The sequence below is a fragment of the Kordiimonas sp. SCSIO 12603 genome (genome assembly GCF_024398035.1).
Lineage (GTDB): Bacteria > Pseudomonadota > Alphaproteobacteria > Sphingomonadales > Kordiimonadaceae > Kordiimonas.
This window is the reverse complement of sequence record NZ_CP073748.1, coordinates 675,471-693,052: the sequence shown is the minus strand read 5'-3', so window position 1 is coordinate 693,052 and position 17,582 is coordinate 675,471. Positions and strand designations below refer to the sequence as shown.

Genomic DNA, 17,582 nt, shown 5'->3' with positions numbered 1-17,582 from the left:
CAATATTTTCAAAGCTTATTCAGCAATAGTTGTGCGGTTACGGCCGCCTTCTTTTGATTTGTAGAGTGCAGCGTCAGCACGTTCCACGAAATCCGAAAGCGCCTCACCCGGCTTAAATTCTGCAATTCCGAGCGACAGCGTTACATTACCAAAATCTTTTTCCGCTTGCCTATTGCGAACACGCTGAGAACCGATTTTATCGCGAATGTTATCCACAAGCTTAAAGCCATCTTCAATCTGTGTATCTGGCAGGACAAGCGCAAACTCTTCACCACCATAACGAGCTGCTAAATCGCTCCCCTTCACATTGGCATGAAGCGCACCAGCAACAAGTTTCAAAACCTGATCACCCACCTGGTGACCAAAGGTATCATTAAACTTCTTGAAGAAATCGATATCCCCAACGGCGAGACAGAGCTTGCTGCCGTCTTTCTCTGCCATTTCGGAAGCGGCCTTAAGAAACGCGTCAAACTTCTTCCGGTTTGCGATACCAGTGAGAGCGTCTGTGTAGCTTTCTTTTTCCGCCTGTTTCAGATTTGATTGCAGCGTTTCAATTTCAGCCGAGGATTTTTCAAGGCGCGCTTGAAGCTGCGCATTGGTTTCCTGAATACGACGAGTTTCCTGCATCATATTCTGTACAAATGCTTCGATACCAGTAATGGACGCATCTTCGCTGAAAGATTTAAGATTATCCTTGATGGAAGCGCGCACGCCTTCAATTTCTGAAGAAGCACCACCAATAACTTCAAGCATTTTATCCGCCTGCTCTTTCATATGAGCGCCGGTTTCCTGCAGAAGCGCACCTTCTTTCTCATAGCCCAGATATGTATCATACAGTGACTGGTTGACCATGCCGTCAAAGTCGGCATCGTCCCTGATCATCTGATCAAGTGCTATCTTCAAATCCGGATAACGCTGGCTAACATAGCTATACCAAATTGCGAAATTAGGTGGTGCTGGAGGCACCTTATGGCTGTCCATCAGTTCAATTGCCTGTTTAGCAATATCCCCTGCTTTGTTCATCCCATCGCCAAAGCTCATAATCTCTCCGCGATCATCAATCTAGTGTTCCCTTGCTAACCCCAAATCGATACAAATACTTGTACGGTTCATGAACTCTCGTTCACGCTCTACAACAATTAACACTTTGTTAAACATTTTGACAGACGAAAATACAGGAATGTCTATTTTACTCGTATAATCGTTGCTTATGTGAAACGAACTTTCTAAATCATGGCGTTAAAACAATAACAGGTGCATAGTCTTATGGCTGATCTAGAAGAAAAACTAACTGATTTGGAATGCAAATTCGCTTTCCAGCAAGAAACTATTGATACGCTGAATACTGAGCTAACCAAACAGTGGAAGGAAATCGATAGCCTGAAGAACGCTATTCACCGCCTTCACGAACAATTGCTGGATCTGGAATCGTCAAGCGGGAAACCAGAAATCGAGCCACCACCACCACACTATTAAGCACAAATTTCGCTATTTACTTGCTTTTAATGGTGGATTGATCAATCTAAAATGCATCGATCATAGGGGGCACGAGATGCGGGATATCCTCGCAAATTTTTTTGGCACTTCATCCGCCATGCTTAATGATATTGAGCAAAAATCCACTCGCATGGTTTTCAATCCAGGCGAAACCATTTTCTCACAGGAAGAAGAAGGCAATACAGTTTTCTTTGTCTTAACTGGCAAGGTAAAAGCTGTACTTTATTCAAACGCCGGTGAAGAAGTATGGCTGGATGAGTTTGGTAGCGGTACATTATTTGGGGAAATGGCTGTACTTAGTGCCCAAAGTCGAACTGCTGATATCGTAGCCTCAACTCGTGTAGAACTCGCTGCTTTCTCTGCCGCATGCTTTTTGGATTTAATGGAGAACCACGGCAGTGTCGGCCTTGCTGTCTCTAAAATGCTGGCTGACCGAGTACATAAAACCACTCAGCGCATGTACGAACTTACCGCCGTTTCAGCCAAAGGCAGGGTCCATGCCGAGCTATTACGCCTTGCAAGAAGGCAAAATAACCAGCTTCTTGTTGAAAATATCCCAGCCTACACGGTACTTGCTAAACGTATTAACAGTACTCGGGAAACAGTTTCCCGTACTGTGAATGAACTTGTACGCAAAGGTGCTGTGGAAAAGAAGGGGAGCGATCTTATAATTCTTGATAGATCAGCACTTAAAAGAAAAACATCTTGGGTAAATTAGCGCACACGCAAACTAAAAAGTTTCAGCGCTTGCTGGCCTTTCCGGGCTTCAACCTTACCAACGGTTTCACAGCGGTATTTTTCTTCTGCGCTTAGTGCCAGAGCACAGGCAAATGGCTCACTCACATATATTGAACCAGGCACAGTTACGGGCTCAATACGAGCCGCAAAAGCTACCTCTGTTCCGAATACCCCAATCCGGTTCGTAAAAGGATCCCGCATTTCGTGTACTGGGCCATAATGACCTCCGATACGAAGCGCGAGAAATTCCGGCAATCCAATTTCAGCAAGATCAATAGCCCTGAATGTTTCCTGCAAGTCACTTGCGACCTTGGCCGCAGCTTCCACACTATCCAGCACAAGAAACAAACCATCCCCCCAAGTATTCAGGTGTTCAAGTTGCCGGCCTTGGGTGTTTACACAGATGGCTAAGGGCCGCAGGATTTTATCAATAAACACAGGAACCTGACTATCTGTAAGCGCACCAAACCCCCTCACATCGGCAAAAACCATCGCCTTCAAGTCGCGGCTGGCTGTTAGCTCTTCGGTATTGTCTCCGGCTCCTGTTGCCTTCCTTGTATCTCTTGGATAGGGGATGATAATCTGGTCACGCCCCGCTTGCTCCCACACTTTTGCATCTCTCGCGGTACCCGCTTTTGCTGTTGGATTTTTCTGATCCCAAATCAATAATTGCAGCGGTTTTGTGGCTAAACGCTCTGCCTTAAGAACTGCCAACCCCATCGCGGTTTCGCTGGCAAACGCTGTGAACATATCATCTGTTTTGAGATTATCGCCCGAGAGATACCGCACTGTTTTAGCTGCTGCTTTACAAGCCCAAAAGCGAGACACCCAATGCTCGCCAAATGGCATCACAGACGTTTGAATGAACAGCTCATCAGGGCACGGCAAAATCAAATGAAACTCGGCATTTGCCTCAAGTGCTTTCTCTGCAATCAGGATATCAGAACCAGCGGCGAGTGCACCATAAACATAACCAATATTTTCAGAGAGAATTTTATCCAGAATAGATTTACCGAGCCCATAGACGGATGCTTCATCAAGAATATTCCCGTCGCCATCAAGGCCGAAAATATGCCCTGCAAAATGAAGAGTTTTCGGGGGCCTGAATTTATCAAGCCAACTAATATCTGCGCTATTTACCGTAGCAAGCAGTTCAAACTGTTTCAGAGTAGAAGCATGAGCATCATAATTCTCTGGATCAAGAGATATAGCATCCGTTAAGTTAGTTTCAGCGCGTGCATGATCACCTAAAATGAAATAGGCCTCAGCCACGGTTGCCATGTGATAATAAGCATCCTGCCCCGGTTTAGGTGAATACCCTCTGGTTTTATGAAGAACTTCATCCGCGGTCGCACGGGCATTATCAATATCTCCCGCAAGCATCTGCATTGCGGCGGTGTTGATACCAGTGTATGTACCACCCGTTGCTTCATAGGCGTGATAATATTTTTCAGCAGCCTGCCGCGCCAGTTCCCGTTTGTGAGATTGATGGCTTTCCACCATCCGGCTTTTTAAAAGCCGCCCACCCAGCGCCAGAATATCTTCATTATCTGAAACTGTATCCAGCCCCAGACGGAAATACTCTTTCTCCGCCTGCTCAAGAGCACCAGCTCTAAGCAGCGTTAAGATTGAGTTATATTGCTCCGTCGGGGACATATCTTTTAACGTCTAACCGCCATTATTATTGCGAACACGAGGGTCAATAATGACCGGTGTTGTCGCAGACGTAATATCTTTTGCGTCTTGCCATACATCGATGAAGAGATTGTAACTGTATGGTTTTTCCTGAGCCATCTTGTTCTCGTCATCCACAAAAATTGTCTTCGAACGACCATAGCCATATGGATCATCTTGCAATTTTTGCTGGTTAACAAAGTTATTAAGCGGGTCCGGGGTTTTCAAAGTAAAAGGCGCAATCGTTGGTTGGAAAAACCAGCTTTCAGGAGCCAACGAGAAAACAAGCCTCTGGCGACCATTGACTTCCAGATAAAATGGATCTTCACAAGTAACTGGATCAAACTCGACGCCAGGAATTGCTTCCAAAATTTCTTTTTTATTCAAAAAGCCATCAAACGGTTTACTACGTCCCACACAGTATTGACCTTCTGGTGTCATACCAATCTTCAAAATAGTCGTATACTTCTTCCGGCTTTCTAATTGAGCATCAAGCTCTGGTAATTTTTCGTACATAATGTTCCTCTCCATAGTGCGATTAAAGTTTCTTCATAGAATTATTCTATGGCGTAACCTCTGTTTAAAAGGGACTGCTCCACATCGTTTTGAAGATCCAAATTCCCATTTAACTTTGCCAATGTGAGTAACTGTTTCAGGTATGAAGGCTTTGCACCTGCATAATCTGTCAGTTCCCCCAAAACTGATTGTCCACCCCAAATATGTTTCATCTTAATCTGGGCGTCATCCAATTGATCTGCGTCATGTAAGGCAAGAATAACGTTCACGTACCCAGTTGTTAAAACACTGCGCCCAGCTGTTGAACTCTTTAATTTTTCAGCTTGAAGAAGTACCTTATCTAATATTGCCTGAGCTTCTTGTACGGCATCAAATGACAACTCTTTTTGCACTTTTCGTAGCTCATACTCCAAAAAGGCTAATTTGAATTCCAAGTATATGGTTTCCTCTAAGTTAGCCTTATCTTGGCCAAGCAGCGCTGCAGCGATTTCTTCTGCTTCGGAGAAAACTTCTTGAGCCCCCAAAAGATCACCCGTAGTCAGCAACACAGAAGATAACTCGATATAAGCAATACCTAAGGACGATCTCCATCTACGATTTTCTAAATCGCTAATACTTAGCTGTGTTGCTAATTCAACTGCTTGCGTAAAATGCCTGATAGCTTCTTGATAATTTCCTTCTGAATATGACAAGTTCCCCAAAGCACGAAAAGGTATAACCTTCATCGTTTGTACTGTTTTATTAAGAGGGTCTTTTTGCTCAAGTTTTTCTAGCAAACCTTTTTGTAACTCTCGTGCGGTACGGACATCTTTCGCATGACCAAACTGCAATAATGAATCCGCAATCCAGCCATGCGTATCAGCAATTTCATATTCCAGATCTATGTCATCATTCAGCGCGTGCCTAAGGCCTTCAAACACTTTCAAGGATCTCGTAAAGCTCTCATGCGCTTTTTTAGGTTGATGCAAATTTATTAACTGCAAGGTCCCGACATTACTGTGGGCATAGGCCAGTTCAAACTGCCAATCGATATTGCTCGGATCAATAGATACCAGTTGCTGGGATAACTCTTTATACTTACGCCACGCTATCTCAGCAGCAGTATAATCGCCCAATTGCCAGGCTTGATGCCCCACCCAATATATACTTTGCGAATGTTCGTAAATACGCTGTGGATCAGATGGATCACGCTCAAAAAGCCCCTCTGTCGCGGCATTGGCCCGTTTGAACATCACATCCGCTTGTTGCAAATTACCTCTGGAATTCTGTATTTCACCCAGCATGTGAAAAGCGCGCGAACGTCGGCCCATTGCATCGTCTGATACATCATCCAGATCCTGCGCATTATAATAATCAACCGCTTTAGTGCCCACGGCATCAAGCACATCAAGCCTGCCAACGGGTTCCAGTTTTTTGCGCAGGTCGGTGAGCATAAATTCGATTAAATCTTCCGCTTCCGCACGGTGCCGCTCGGCAGCATTTCGTGCTGTAGTTGCTTGATAAGTTAATGCGCCCATCACTATCATGCCCAGAACGCTGGCACTCGTGATAGCCATCACGCGGCGCTGCTTTCTTTGCAGTTCTCGCTCCACCAACTGATCAAGCCCAACCCCAAGTAGGCCTGCGATCAGCTTCTGAATACCTCTCTTTCGGCCATCTGATTGCTCGCGAATATCAGCGGCTATTGGTTCTGTACGAATATGCGAAAGCGTACCAGCTGGAGAGATACGGTACCGAAGGGCTGGTGGAAAACATTCCGCCTCTTTATCATCAGTATCAGATGCCCACGGCTCACCTGAAAGAATCAAAGGCAGAACATATTTCTCACCGCGTAACTTTTTAAATTCGATAATTTCTTTGTTAACCCAGCGAGAAGCTGCCGCAGAAGGTGAACACAAAACAATCATGAATTCAGATTGGCCTAAAGCCTTCGCAACCTCAGTCGTAAGATCTTCGGCAACAGGTAATTCTTCACGGTCTCGAAAAAACTGCCCCAATTTCAACGGTACAACACCAACAGCTGTGGCTTTACCCACCAATCTTTTGGGTACTTTATATTTTTCCAACTCTTTGTGGATCTCTTCCCCAAGAGCAGCGTCTTTGTGGCTATAGCTGATAAACGCTTTATACTTATAGTTGCTCACTATGCTCTCTCCTTCACAGTGCAGCTTTCATATACAACTATATCGGCACGCTAAAACCCGTGAGGCAAGCGGAAATTCAATGCAGCGTGATGAAGATCACGCGTAGAGCCCACAATAGTTTGATAAGAATTGATCTCACGAGGTAATTACAAGCCAATAACGGCAAAACATCAAGATTGGTTAGCATCCAATGGAACTGTTAAAAATAATAGATTTCATAACCTTATCCGCTACCGCTACGTTGTTTTTCGTTGGGCTTAAATACTCGGTTGCGATCATTACTAGCTGGGTTTGCGCAGTGGTATCAGGGGGATATCACTATGTAATAAAAGACTCAGTTCGCGCACCACTTTCCGTTTCTGAATTATATCAGTTCATAAGTGAAGCGCTATTTTACGGTGTAATATTTCTGAGCCTGCCTGTGCTGGTTTCCAGCATGAGTGGTAACTGGGGAATGGGGGAGTTCACGCTTACACTCGCGGGAAGTATGCTCCTTGGAACACCAAGCATACTCTACGAAGTAGATAAGCTATTGAAAGGAAATAACACTGCGGCTGTTCCGTAATACGGAATGTCTGGAAGAGTTACTCAAGATTTAGTGCAGCTCTCTCCCTCATGGTGCCCATCCCCATCATACCCTGCTGGTCCCACGGTATCATGAAGAATTTAAAGCGCCCCGCTTTACTGTACTAAATCTTTCGTGCCAGTCAGTTTTACGGTTACTGACTGGCACATTTTTATTTTGTAGAGGCTTTATGGAGCTTACATAGCTCAATAGCTGCATCAATCAGATTATCTAGAATACCCATACCAAGCTTCAGCCTGATATCTCGTGCTTTCCCCTCGCCTAACACCGTAAGATTCATTGTGAAACCTGAAACCTGATGAATGAAGAGCGCTACCTGATAAAGATCATCCCGATCAGCTCTATATCCAAAACGCTCAAACAATGCGATGATACGGGTAGTGAAATTATGGATGTGGGTTTCACGAAGTTCAGCGATTTCCGGCACACGACCAATCACTTTCATGATCTCGATATACACCTCGTTATCCAGATATTGATTTTCATAAATGCGCTTATAAAGCCGATGAAACATCTCATAGATATCTGATACCTGATCATCAACCGTATTATAAATCTCTTCAAAATCCGCATTTATATGATCGTACCACCGCAACGTTAAAGCATAGAGAATTGTCTCTTTATCTTCAAAATATTGGTAGAGCGTCCCAATACTCATACCAGCTTTTTTGGCAATATGGTTCGTCGTGAGCTTGCTATAACCATATTCAAATAATAGCTCACTCGTTGCATCAAGGATTTTGCTAACAGTATTTTCGCCACGTTTTGTTAGCGGCACACGCCTTTTGGCTTTGCCCATGCCATGAGGCATCTCTTTGTTCATTTAGTCAGCCCTGAAAGTTACTCCAATTATCTTCATCCCCCATCAAGGCTCTATTCAAACATGCCACTCGTTATTTTTGCAATAAAATATCATGTGCATGATTGGTCCTTATATCTCAGCCAAAGAAGTAGTGTTTTTGAACAAGAGAGAAATGAGGAAACACTACTTCAAATTTTTGGGGCAGCGCGATTTCGCCACATCAGGTAATATGGGTCATCTCATGCACAATGAACTCCTTCACTGCACCTTCAACCGCTTTCGAATAAGCCGCTAAATGCGGTGCCGCCATATGCTTCTGCCATAACGCACGCGATTCCCAGTTTTCATAAAACATGAAAAGTGAAGGATCATCATTATCCTGATGAAGGTCATACTGAAGGCACCCTTCTTCGGCGAGGGTTGGTGCCACCAGTTTTTTCAGTTCCGCCTTCACAAGTTCCATCTTATCTGCATGAGCTTTAATATGAGCAACAATCGTAAGTTTTGCCATTCTGCTTTACTCCGCTTTCATACCGTCAAGAACAGTTTTGCCGATTGAAGCACCACTTTCCTGTGCTACATGGGCGGCCTTTAAATTCTCTACAGTCATCGCGCCTATATTCCTTGTAACCGTAGACTTTACTATGCCCTTATCCAGCATGTCAGAAACCCGGGTCAAAAGTTGGTGCTGTGCATCCATATCCTCTGTCTGGAACATGGAACGCGTAAACATAAATTCCCAACTGAAAGAAAGGGCTTTTGGCTTTATTGATGCCATATCAAGGGATTGTGGATCATCAATCAGGGCAATATGTCCCCGAGGTTTGATAAGCTCTACAATGGCACTAAAGTGCTTATCTGTGTGAGTGAGCGACGCAACATATTTTGGTTGAATACCAAGTGATTTGATTTCCTCATCAAGCGGGTTCCGGTGATTGATAACATGATCAGCCCCCATTTCTTTTACCCAAGCTTCTGTATCTGCTCTGGAAGCTGTCGCAATAACCGTTAAACTCGTAAGCTGTTTTGCGAGTTGAATAAGAATAGATCCAACGCCACCAGCTGCGCCGACAATAAGAAGGGCTTCTCCTTCTCCGTCTCCTTCTTTCAAGCCAAAACTATCAAAAAGAATTTCCCATGCAGTAATGCTGGTAAGCGGCAAGCCAGCAGCCTCTGCAAACTCAAGTGACGACGGCTTTTTCCCGGCAATTCGTTCATCAACCAGTTGATATTCCGCATTTGAACCAGGACGGGTTATATCACCAGCATAAAACACTTCATCACCCGGCTGAAATAGAGTTACATCAGCTCCAACGGCTTTTACTGTGCCTGCAGCATCAAAACCCAGAACGCGAGGGCTACCACCGTCTGGCTGCATCAAAGCACGTACCTTGACATCCACAGGATTCATGGAAACGCCCTGAACCTCTACCAAGATATCTTTAGGACCAGGAACGGGTATATCTGTTTCAAATTCAACGAGCGAATTCACCGCTGTAATTGGGCCTGTTTCGCTATAACCAATCGCTTTCATATCATTATCTTTCTGCTGAATAACTTATCTATCCCCAATGTAACTATTCAGGCACGCATGATAATCTTGATTGATACGAAATCATTATTCGGATATTTTTGATAAATGGATATTCTTTCACTAAAATTATTTCTCAGAGTGGCTGCACTCGGTGCGGTCTCCGCAGCTGCGCGAGATTTATCTTTATCGCCAGCAAGCGCGAGTGCCCGGCTTTCAAAACTTGAAGAAACAGTGGGCTTCATCCTCTTCAACCGAACAACACGAGCTGTATCACTTACTACTGACGGCGCTGCTTTCCATCCGTATGCCGAGCAAATGATTGAAACGTTAGAAAACGGTTTGAATATGGTATGCGGAAATAATCAGGCTACTCAAGGTCAGCTTCGCGTCACGATGCCCGGATCTTTTGCGCGAATGCACATCATCCCGTATCTGGCTGAGTTCCATGAGAAGTTCCCTGACATCCAGCTTGACCTCAGGCTATCAGATGAAGTGCTCGATCTGGTGGAAGGTGCCTATGACCTCAGCATCAGGAATGCTCCCCTTGCAGACAGCAGCATGATTGCCCGTAAGCTTGCTCCAGATAAACGCCTACTACTTGCTTCACCAGATTACATAGGGAAATACGGTGCACCTACATCACCGGAAGATTTAATGAACCACCGCTGTGTTATTCTTGGTGATAGAGCCAACTGGAAATTTGAAAATGGCCAAACCATTCAGGTACAGCGTAATCATGTAGTGAATGACGGCGAAGCCATGCGCATGATGTTGAAGCAAGGCCTTGGAATAGGTATGAAATCGCTGTGGAACGGTTATAAGGAACTCAGTAAAGGCACGCTTGTTGAAGTGATGCCTGATTATCCTCTTCTCACAGAATCAGCCATCTGGGCCATTTATCCTAGCAATCGTATCATCGCCCCCAAGGTGCGAGTCTTTATCGATTTCCTCCTAAGGAAATTCAGGCCCACCGCTCCATGGGAAGAAGAGCAAGGTTAATTTGCTAACATAAATTTTACGATCAAATCAGATGTATGGCTTTTCGATGGGCCAAATAGATCATGGGCATAAAGAATAGCTTCAGGCCAATCTGAATCCTGATACTGGATGAAAGCTGCGTAAAATGCTTCTTTCACCTCTTCCGTTTTAGCGCCGTTATGCAATCTGCCATCCATGCGCATAGCCATTAATAAAAGTCCTAACCAGCGCTCAAGTTTTTTATCCTGATTGCGGCCCCAGAGTTTTTGCCACAGGCTGGGGTTCGTTTTGGCGATATAACACTTAGCCATGCAAGGCAGGATTTTCTGCATCACATGGTCTGTATAAGACAGAGCATTTGTGTTCATCATCAGCATTTTCCGAGAACCCTTTTGGATAAGCATTCGCATATTCACAGGGTCAACGGATCAGTGGTGAGACCACCTCCAATAAAAATGCTTTGGAGGCATCCTTTCCTTCATCTCGTTAGAGAAGAAATATATTATTTTCGGAGAGTATCGGTGCCTCACTGTTTCAAAAGCCTGTTTATATGCCTTCTGTTTTCCAGTCACGCTGCCCTAGCTGGCGATTTAAAAGAACCCAAGTTATTGAATGATAGTTCCTACAGCGAATACTGGGAACAGCAGTTTCTTTTTGAAAATAAAACGCTGGTTACTTCTCAATTCCTCATCACCAACCTGCCCTTTAGCAAACACCACGGTATTATGGTGGGCACTTTAAAGGAACCTTCCAAAGACAACGTCATTATTAAAAACGGCCGGAAAAAAAGTGGCTGGTTTTACAGTTCAGAACCTGCAGAAACCATGAGTATTTTTCAACACAAACTCATGACTGATGAAAAAGGTTATTTGATGCAGCTCCATAACACCGCTGCTGAAGTAGATGTGCTTTTCACGAAAGACTATCAGGCCATAAATCTGATCCCGAAAAATGAAGCGGAAAATCTTCCACAGGTCACTTTATATGCACCCGCTGCCCAAGCTTATGGCCGCTGGAGGGCCGGACCAGAAATTGGTGGTGCTGGTGAAAACGGTAACTGGCTAGATTTAGGGTGGGGTTTCGGTTACGGCCTTCATGTAGTGCACACAGAAACCCCAAACAAACAATTAAAGAAGTGGATACGTTTTTCAGGCCTGACTGAAAACAAAGAAGCCGCCCCAATTCTCCATATTTTTGAAACTCCCTCAGGCAAACAAATTCGCTCACTCACACTTATCCAAAAAACAGGGAAACCTACCACATTTGAAAATATCACTTTCAAACCAATCACACCAATGAGCTGGCAGATTACGGGTATATCTGGCGATAGTACTATGAAAGGAGAGATTGCCATCTCTGAACCCCTCGAGGTTTTCAATCTCAAAGACCAGCTAAATGCCATAGAAAAACTGGCCGCTGGGTCTATGGCAGATGTGGAACGTCACAAATATCTGACCACATACCAATTCACATTGACCACAGATGAAAGCGTAAAAGCCTTCACGGGCAAAGCTCTTATGGAAAATATCATCTTCGGGAAAGAGCAAAAAAAGCGCCCACGGCGTCGGAGATAGGCTTCTAGAAACTGGTTTCCACAAAGATACCAAACGTTCTTGGGCGTGGAGGTGTTACCTGCGCTCTATTCCTGAAAGAAAAACTATTACCAAAAGCGAAAGTATTCGCCGTCGTATCGGTAAGATTACGGACATAAAGCCCTAACTTCCAGCGGTCGCGGAATAACTGAAAGCGTGCATTTGCAATACCGTATCCTCCCATTGATGGAGAAGTGCCCTCATTAAATCCGATTGCCGATTCCCCAGTATAGGCATAATCAGCAGCAATCGTCGCAGACCAATCATTATTGATAGAGAACTGATAAAGCGCTGCCAAACTATATGTATTTCCCGGAATCGTGGGCAAACGGTCCCCTCTTTGAGCACCAAGAAAAGCATTATCTTCACGAAGTTCCGTTTCGTTACCAAACAAGGAACCTGTTAATTCAAAACCAGGGAACAAACGAGCGGAAAACTCTATTTCATAGCCAAGGCTACGCGCATCACCCACGTTGGTGATAAAGGGAAACCCTGCTTCTGATATTTGGTCTGACTGAATATCAAACCAATCCACATAATAAACCGACGCATTGAGGGATAATGCTCTATCAAACCAGAATGATTTGATACCCAATTCATAGTTCACCAGTTCATCAGATTCAAACACTTCGCTTTCAACATTCCCCTGTTCATCCTCAGGTCCTTGCACGGCTTGCAAGGCTTCAATCGGTGTATTGATATTAATGCCCCCAACCCGGTATCCCATAGAAACCTGAGCATAGGTTTGAATAGCATCTGTCCACTGATACCGAAGCGCCAGTTTTGGCGTTAACTCTTCAGTATCTGCATCTTCATCTAAGGCAAAGTTGGTGTTATCTGGCGTAAACAACGAAGCATATTCTACCTCGGTTTTATGCTTCGAATAGCGAAGCCCACCAGTTACACTAAATTTATCTGTAACTTGGTAACTGGCTTCCCCAAAAAATGCGAATTCAAAAACGGTTTCATCACGTTCTTCAGTTTGCGCTACTTCCGGGGATTGGCCTGCATTGCCTTGCAACAACAAGCTATCAAGATCATTGTTTCGGCCTAGAAAATAAAACCCAAGAAGCCAATCGAAATCGCCATTACCTTCAGACTGCAGTCTGGTTTCATGGCTAATGGTTCTATATTCATCACGGCTAAAATAACCCACAGCGTTCTGGGTGAAAAAGTCGGAGAAAGCATTTACTTCCTGAAACTGACCAAAGCCTTCGAGAACAGGTAAAGTGCCTGCCGCAGATCTAATTGTATCGATAAAAGGCAGCCCAATAGTTGCATCAGCCGTTTCCGTTACCCCCCGGCTTACAAAAGCTGTTGCACTGGTCAACAGGGTTGAACCTATCTTACCTTTCAGCGTTAAGCTGCCATGGAAAAAGGAATCTTCATAGGGCTCAGGGGTAAATGTATCTTTCTGGTTTCGTGCTTGGTCTGCAAAGTAATACTGAGCATCATCATAGTTAATACCCTGCAGATTTACCGATGCTTCCAGAGACCAGTTTGGGTTAATTTGCCATAAGAGCGATGGCCTTAGCCCCCATATCCGCAAATCGTTAGTATCTGTTTCACCAAGACGCGGATTATCAATATACCCATCATGCCCTTCAAAATATCCAGATACCCGAAGTGCCAGTTTATCTTCAACAAGGGGCTGATTGTAGACTGCATCAAGCGTTAATCCAGGGCCTGCACCCTTCGTTGCTTCTACTGCTACACGGGTTCTGAAACCTGTTTCTGTTAAATCCGGTTTGTTAGAAACAATCCGGTACAAGCCTCCCAAAGAACCCGCCCCATAAAGAGTTCCTTGCGGGCCGCGCACCAGTTCAATACGTTCCACATCAAACAAGCGTATATCCGGGTTAGTATCACTGAAGTTCACAGGTGTTTCATCAATATAAACGCCGACCACACCCTGAGTTCGGTCAGAAAAGGCACCATCAGAAAGACCTCTTACAAAAATCTTGTTTCTGCCTGGCCCAAGGTTTGTTGAAAATACCCCTGCGAGATGTGGCGCTAGTGACTGAAGGTCATATGCCTGTAGATCATCAAACTGCAAAGACGATAAACCAGCAATACTGACGGGCACTTCAAAATTTGTCTCAGTCCTCTTGGTCGCTGTTACTACAACATCTTCTATATAGCTCGCTCGGGGCTCATCAGCAGTGCGCTTTGCTCTCACTACAGGCTTATTTTCAGAAGTGGTTTTAGAGAGCAATATCTGTACGGAATTTTGCGTGAGAAATCTAAATTCCAGCCCAGTTCCATCGAGAATAGCTCTAAGCGCGGCGCGTTTTGAAAGGCTGCCACCCGTACCTTCTGTTTTAAGGGTTGAGATATCAACCCCAGAGTAATTGATAGAAAGTCGGGCTTTTTCAGAAAATGCGATAAGTGCTTCTTCGAGCGTACCGGCTTTAATATCATATAGACCGTTTTGCGCGTAAGCAGGTTGCTCAACAACCAGCATTTCAACAAAAAAGAGAGCTCCAAAGGCAGCCAACATGCTTCCAGTTCTAGTCACTCAAAACTCTCTATTGCTGCTTAGGGTTAAGACTGTAGGTATTACTATCAGCTCTCAACTCCATGCCTGTGAATTCCGCTAACTCTCGAAGCATTGTCTCTGGTTCTGTAACCACCAGTGTACCGGAAAACACTGTATCTCCTTCAGCTGTAACTACCGCATGAATGGTCGGATAAATCAGCTGAATTTGTGCAAGTACTTCACTGATTGGCTGTTCTTTGAACCGCAACACCCCTTCAGTCCAATTCCCTATTGTGGTTGGGTCTACTTCCTTGAGAATTGGTTCATCACTTGTAGATGCATAAGTCGCAACAGTGCCCGGCTCTATAAGGATTGCTGGAGTTTTCTCCTCACCTGCCTGCGACGCCACCGAAACCAAACCTTCATTCACCGAAACCCGGTCAAACCCATCTGCTTTCAAGACTTCAAAGCGCGTGCCTACAACACGCACTTGCCGTTCACCTGTATTCACATAGAAAGGCCGGTCTTTATCGGAAACCACATCAAAGAAAGCACGACCACTTTCAAGCGCTACATTGCGTGCACCATCATCCATTTCCACAGAAATACGGCTACCGGCAAAAAGGGTTACCCGTGAACCATCCATCAATTTTACATTTTTTAAACCATCCGTGCTAGCTGAATAGATATGAGGATCAGACGGTGCATCATAAAAAGGCGTTTGCGGGAAAAACACGACAAAAAGCAGGGCAGCTACAGCAGCAAGCCCCGTGGCAAACTTTGGCCACACCCAACTAGCATTCATAGGCTTGGGAGCTACTGCCCCTTGATTTGAAGGTATCTTAAGATCACTTGCAAAGGCTGCTCTGATCTGCTGTTCATGCTGACCAACACCCACGTAAGCTTCTTGCACATATTCAAAGGCATCAGTGTGGGCTGGATCTTCAAGGAGCCATTCCATATGGCGCACGCGTTCCGCATCAGACAAAGCGCCGCCAGCAAGCTTCGCCTGCCATTCGGCTGCCTCATCAATGAGTTTCTGATCAATACGTTTCAGATCGTTCGCCATGTTTTTCACTCTATGCCCATATATCTAACGAAGTAGATATCAGCCTGCCTCCAAAAAAACTCTTACGGTGCTGCTCTTTTTTTCAAATCAGACAAGGCCTTGATAGCCTTAATCATATGTTTCTCAATGGTACTTTTCGGAATACCTGTTTTTTCTGATATTTCAGAATGGGTTAGCCCTTCAAACCTGTGCAGCAGAAATATCTGCCGGGTTTTATCTGGTAGCTTTTCAATAACCCCTAAGGCCTCCTCCACCTGCTGCTTTGCGGATAACGCGCGGGCAGGATCAATACTTTCAGAGCCACCAATCGCATCCACTGCACCGTCTGTATGGAGTTTACCCCACGCATCTTCTCGTGCAGCTCTGGCCTTCTTCTCCCGCACCCGATCAATCAACAAATTATGGGCAATACGCGCTAAAAGTGCCTCTGGCGAGCCTGTCGTTTCTGCATCATATTTGTTTTGGAAGCGAATAAAGCATTCCTGCACAATTTCTTCTGCTTCAGCTTCATTTTTGATTTTAGCATTCACAAAACGGAGTAATGGCCCACGTTGCAGACGGAACAAATCTTCAAAGGATTTGTTGCTGCAAACCTCGTCACCGCCCTTACGTAGGGTTTTGTTTTTAATCCAATCAAACATGGCTAAACTCTAGCGTATCCATAATTTTTTAGGAAGCCATGAATTGCTTATGACATTTTTCTAAAAAACTTTGGAGGTGGGTTTTCACTTGCTCCGTTTTTCACCCAAAGCAGGAATTAGCCTTGGAGTGAATTTTATGACTGCACCAACAAACAAAAAAATAAATGTGGCAATTATTGGCATGGGTAACTGCGCGAGCTCGCTTATCCAGGGCATCTATTATTACGGCGAAGACCGTGAGACAGATGCATCAGGGCTGATGCACAGTGAACTGGGTGGCTATAAGCCATCTGCTATTCAGATCACCGCCGCTTTTGATATCGACAGCCGTAAAGTGGGCAAAGATGTATCAGAAGCGATTTTCGCTGAACCAAACTGCACAGCTGTTTTCCAGAAAGACATCCCACATCAGGGGGTAGCTGTTCAAATGGGCCATATGCTTGATGGCTATTCAGATCATATGGAAAACTATCCAGATGAGCGCCGTTTCATGCCCGCTGCTGATACACAGCCAAGCAAAGAAGCTGTTGTAAAAGCGCTTAAAGACGCTGAAGTAGATGTGATGATGAACTATCTACCAGTAGGCAGCCAGAAAGCGACAGAGTTTTACGCGGAATGTGCTCTTGAAGCTGGCGTAGCGTTCGTAAACAATATCCCTGTTTTCATTGCCAGCAACCCAGAATGGGCAGCACGCTTTGAAAATGCAGGTATTCCAATCATTGGTGACGATATCAAAGCCCAGCTTGGCGCAACAATTGTCCACCGTATCCTCACTGATCTGTTCGCTAAACGTGGCGTGGCGATGGACCGCACTTACCAGCTGAACACAGGTGGTAATACTGACTTCCTCAACATGAAAAACCAGAACCGACTGGAATCAAAGAAAGAATCTAAAACAGAAGCCGTTCAATCAGTTGCTGCAAGTCGCCTTGATGATGAAAACATTCACGTAGGGCCTAGCGACTATGTAGCATGGCAAAATGATAACAAGGTATGCTTCCTCCGCATGGAGGGCCGCCTCTTTGGTGATGTGCCGATGAACCTGGAACTTCGTCTTTCAGTGGAAGATTCGCCAAACTCAGCCGGTGTTGCGATTGATACAATTCGCTGTGCTAAAGTTGCCCTGGACCGCGGCATCGCAGGTGTTGTTGAAGGGCCATCAGCTTACTTCTGTAAACACCCTCCAATCCAGCATACAGATGATATTGCCCGCCTGATGACAGAAGCCTTCATCGAAGGCTCTAATGTAACCACTGTACCCGTTCCGGAAGCGTTAGCGGCCCTCGCTAGCTAACGCCCAGGAACGGCACTTTCTGCGGGAGCCATCCCTTT

At 45.0% G+C, this 17,582-nt stretch carries 17 protein-coding genes; 6 read left to right on the top strand and 11 right to left on the bottom strand.

Annotation, left to right across the window (positions count from 1 at the left end; genetic code table 11):
* Window positions 1–15: 15 nt before the first annotated feature.
* Window positions 16–1,041: a GGDEF domain-containing protein gene (locus KFE96_RS03180; RefSeq protein WP_247021028.1), complete on the bottom strand. Its 1,026-nt coding sequence runs from the start codon at window positions 1,039–1,041 to the stop codon at window positions 16–18.
* 225 nt (window positions 1,042–1,266) lie between these two features.
* Between KFE96_RS03180 and KFE96_RS03175 the strand changes: the two genes are divergently transcribed.
* Entirely contained in the window at window positions 1,267–1,476 is a 210-nt protein-coding gene (locus KFE96_RS03175; RefSeq protein ID WP_255834563.1) for a SlyX family protein, read from the top strand.
* Between the two features lie 76 nt (window positions 1,477–1,552).
* Window positions 1,553–2,215, top strand: a complete 663-nt coding sequence (locus KFE96_RS03170; RefSeq protein WP_255834562.1) for a Crp/Fnr family transcriptional regulator — start codon at window positions 1,553–1,555, stop codon at window positions 2,213–2,215.
* On the opposite strand, the gene KFE96_RS03165 is transcribed toward KFE96_RS03170, so the two are convergent.
* The 3 genes from KFE96_RS03165 to KFE96_RS03155 are packed head-to-tail and all read right to left on the bottom strand — an operon-like array spanning window position 2,212 to window position 6,569.
* Window positions 2,212–3,891 carry an adenylate/guanylate cyclase domain-containing protein gene (locus KFE96_RS03165; protein ID WP_255834561.1) on the bottom strand — a complete coding sequence of 560 codons (1,680 nt, stop codon included), beginning with the start codon at window positions 3,889–3,891 and terminating at the stop codon, window positions 2,212–2,214. The two genes, KFE96_RS03170 and KFE96_RS03165, sit on opposite strands and share 4 nt — an antisense overlap.
* Before the next feature lie 12 nt (window positions 3,892–3,903).
* Entirely contained in the window at window positions 3,904–4,425 is a 522-nt protein-coding gene (locus KFE96_RS03160; RefSeq protein WP_255834560.1) for a nucleotide synthetase, read from the bottom strand.
* A gap of 41 nt (window positions 4,426–4,466) precedes the next feature.
* On the bottom strand, window positions 4,467–6,569 hold the full coding sequence (locus KFE96_RS03155) for a toll/interleukin-1 receptor domain-containing protein (RefSeq protein ID WP_255834559.1): 2,103 nt from the start codon (window positions 6,567–6,569) through the stop codon (window positions 4,467–4,469).
* A 190-nt stretch (window positions 6,570–6,759) separates the two neighbouring features.
* Here KFE96_RS03155 and KFE96_RS03150 point away from each other — a divergent pair, with 190 nt between their 5' ends.
* Window positions 6,760–7,134: a hypothetical protein gene (locus KFE96_RS03150; protein ID WP_255834558.1), complete on the top strand. Its 375-nt coding sequence runs from the start codon at window positions 6,760–6,762 to the stop codon at window positions 7,132–7,134.
* A 172-nt stretch (window positions 7,135–7,306) separates the two neighbouring features.
* Here the strand turns inward: KFE96_RS03150 and KFE96_RS03145 are convergent, their stop codons facing one another.
* The 3 genes from KFE96_RS03145 to KFE96_RS03135 all read right to left on the bottom strand — a co-directional run bounded on the left by KFE96_RS03145 (window position 7,307) and on the right by KFE96_RS03135 (window position 9,491).
* Window positions 7,307–7,978, bottom strand: a complete 672-nt coding sequence (locus KFE96_RS03145) for a TetR/AcrR family transcriptional regulator (protein WP_255834557.1) — start codon at window positions 7,976–7,978, stop codon at window positions 7,307–7,309.
* Window positions 7,979–8,177: 199 nt separating this feature from the next.
* Window positions 8,178–8,468 carry a putative quinol monooxygenase gene (locus KFE96_RS03140; protein WP_255834556.1) on the bottom strand — a complete coding sequence of 97 codons (291 nt, stop codon included), beginning with the start codon at window positions 8,466–8,468 and terminating at the stop codon, window positions 8,178–8,180.
* Between the two features lie 6 nt (window positions 8,469–8,474).
* Window positions 8,475–9,491: a zinc-binding alcohol dehydrogenase family protein gene (locus KFE96_RS03135; protein WP_255834555.1), complete on the bottom strand. Its 1,017-nt coding sequence runs from the start codon at window positions 9,489–9,491 to the stop codon at window positions 8,475–8,477.
* Between the two features lie 105 nt (window positions 9,492–9,596).
* Between KFE96_RS03135 and KFE96_RS03130 the strand changes: the two genes are divergently transcribed.
* Window positions 9,597–10,490 carry a LysR family transcriptional regulator gene (locus KFE96_RS03130; protein ID WP_255834553.1) on the top strand — a complete coding sequence of 298 codons (894 nt, stop codon included), beginning with the start codon at window positions 9,597–9,599 and terminating at the stop codon, window positions 10,488–10,490.
* On the opposite strand, the gene KFE96_RS03125 is transcribed toward KFE96_RS03130, so the two are convergent.
* Window positions 10,487–10,840 (bottom strand): hypothetical protein, encoded by a 354-nt coding sequence (locus KFE96_RS03125; RefSeq protein WP_255834551.1) that lies wholly within the window; start codon window positions 10,838–10,840, stop codon window positions 10,487–10,489. The genes KFE96_RS03130 and KFE96_RS03125 overlap by 4 nt on opposite strands.
* Window positions 10,841–10,990: 150 nt before the next feature.
* Here KFE96_RS03125 and KFE96_RS03120 point away from each other — a divergent pair, with 150 nt between their 5' ends.
* A complete protein-coding gene (locus tag KFE96_RS03120) occupies window positions 10,991–12,043 on the top strand; it encodes a hypothetical protein (RefSeq protein WP_255834550.1) in 1,053 nt (350 codons plus the stop codon).
* Between the two features lie 4 nt (window positions 12,044–12,047).
* Here the strand turns inward: KFE96_RS03120 and KFE96_RS03115 are convergent, their stop codons facing one another.
* The 3 genes from KFE96_RS03115 to KFE96_RS03105 all read right to left on the bottom strand — a co-directional run bounded on the left by KFE96_RS03115 (window position 12,048) and on the right by KFE96_RS03105 (window position 16,250).
* Window positions 12,048–14,579 (bottom strand): TonB-dependent receptor, encoded by a 2,532-nt coding sequence (locus tag KFE96_RS03115; protein ID WP_255834549.1) that lies wholly within the window; start codon window positions 14,577–14,579, stop codon window positions 12,048–12,050.
* Window positions 14,580–14,589: 10 nt separating this feature from the next.
* Window positions 14,590–15,609: a FecR domain-containing protein gene (locus KFE96_RS03110; RefSeq protein ID WP_255834548.1), complete on the bottom strand. Its 1,020-nt coding sequence runs from the start codon at window positions 15,607–15,609 to the stop codon at window positions 14,590–14,592.
* 62 nt (window positions 15,610–15,671) lie between these two features.
* A complete protein-coding gene (locus KFE96_RS03105) occupies window positions 15,672–16,250 on the bottom strand; it encodes an RNA polymerase sigma factor (protein WP_255834547.1) in 579 nt (192 codons plus the stop codon).
* A gap of 136 nt (window positions 16,251–16,386) precedes the next feature.
* Between KFE96_RS03105 and KFE96_RS03100 the strand changes: the two genes are divergently transcribed.
* On the top strand, window positions 16,387–17,544 hold the full coding sequence (locus KFE96_RS03100) for an inositol-3-phosphate synthase (protein WP_255834546.1): 1,158 nt from the start codon (window positions 16,387–16,389) through the stop codon (window positions 17,542–17,544).
* Window positions 17,545–17,582 lie beyond the last annotated feature (38 nt).